Origin of the sequence: Sphaerisporangium sp. NPDC088356 (assembly GCF_040685555.1) — a bacterium.
In the GTDB taxonomy this organism is placed as follows: domain Bacteria; phylum Actinomycetota; class Actinomycetes; order Streptosporangiales; family Streptosporangiaceae; genus Sphaerisporangium.
The window spans coordinates 1-1,415 of record NZ_JBFBIK010000277.1; the positions used below are offsets into that span (position 1 = coordinate 1).

2 protein-coding genes are annotated in these 1,415 nt (G+C 72.2%); both read left to right on the plus strand.

Features of this window, described 5'->3' with window-relative positions; all coding sequences use genetic code 11:
• Window positions 1–67 precede the first annotated feature (67 nt).
• Window positions 68–991 carry an amidohydrolase family protein gene (locus AB0O34_RS36865; RefSeq protein WP_363923651.1) on the plus strand — a complete coding sequence of 308 codons (924 nt, stop codon included), beginning with the start codon at window positions 68–70 and terminating at the stop codon, window positions 989–991.
• An 80-nt stretch (window positions 992–1,071) separates the two neighbouring features.
• A partial coding sequence (locus AB0O34_RS36870; RefSeq protein ID WP_363923653.1) for an ATP-binding cassette domain-containing protein occupies window positions 1,072–1,415 on the plus strand: 344 nt, incomplete at its 3' end.

Consider the following 1,415-nt stretch of genomic DNA (forward strand, 5'->3'; position numbering starts at 1 on the left):
GCCCCACCGGGTTTCTAGCAGACGACGGCATCCGCGTTTGAATTCTGGGTGACTGGTGTTCTGACGTTTGCTCTTCCGTTCTGTCTACCTGGCGCGCAGGGCCGAGCTCGGCCCTGACGAGGCCAACAAGCTGCTGCTGCGCGCGGCCGGGGTCGTGGCCTTCCTCGTCGACGGCGGGAGCGGCGGGCGCGAGCTGCTCTCCGCGGCCGAGATGGGACGCCTCGGGGGCGCCGCCGCCGACGAGATCGTGCGGCTGGAGCACGTCGAGGAGGAGGTCGCCCAGGAGGGCCCGACCGCCGTGGGCTACGTCCACGCACTCGCCGAGCGGCTCGCCGCCCGGGCCTCCCGCGCCGTCGGCCTGAAGTCGATCGTCGCCTACCGCCACGGCCTGGACTTCGACCCGGCGCGGCCGAGCCGGGGCACGGTGATCGCGGCCGCGGGCAGGCGGCTCACCGACCCCAAGGAGCGGCTGGCCGATCCGGTCCTGCTGCGCCACCTGCTCTGGACGGCCGTCGACATCGCCCGCGAGCGGGGCCTGCCCCTGCAGTTCCACACCGGGTACGGCGACCCCGGCATCGACCTGCACCGGTCCGACCCGACCCTGATGACGGGCTTCATCCGGGCGACGCGGCCGGTCGGGGTCCCGCTGATCCTGCTCCACTGCTACCCCTTCCACCGGCAGGCCGCCTATCTGGCGAGTGTGTTCCCGCACGTGTACGCCGACGTGGGCCTCGCGCTGACCTACACCGCGGCGGGCTCGGCCACGATCATCGGCGAACTGCTCGAGCTGGTCCCCTTCCACAAGCTGATGTTCAGCTCCGACTGCTCCGGCGTCGCCGAGATGTGCCACCTCGGCGCGCTGTACTTCCGGCGCGGGCTGGCCCGCGCGCTCGCCGCCCGGCTGGAGGAGGGCGAGTGGAGCGCCGGCGACGCGGCCAGGGTCGCCCACATGATCGGCTCCGGCAACGCCCGCCGCGTGTACCGCCTGTAGGCGGGCGTTATATCGCTATATGGTCTACATCTGCCCGAGGCGCTAGGCGCAGCCCGCGAAACCGCCAATAATCGCCGATGATGGCTGCGATCGAGATCCATAACCTTTACAAGTCCTTCGGGGCGGTCCGTGCCGTGGACGACGTGTCCTTCACCGTCGAGGCGGGCACCGTCACCGGGTATCTCGGCCCGAACGGGGCCGGCAAGACCACGACGCTTCGCTCCCTGCTCGGCCTGGTCAAGCCCGACTCGGGCCAGGCCCTCGTCAACGGCCGCAGGTACGCCGAACTGGCCGCGCCGCTGTCCGAGGTCGGCGCGGTGCTGGAGGCGACGAGCTTCCACCCCGGCCGTACGGCCCGCGACCACCTCAGGGTGGTGGGCGCGGCCGCGGGCCTGCCCGCCGCCCGCGCGGACGAGGCGCTCGG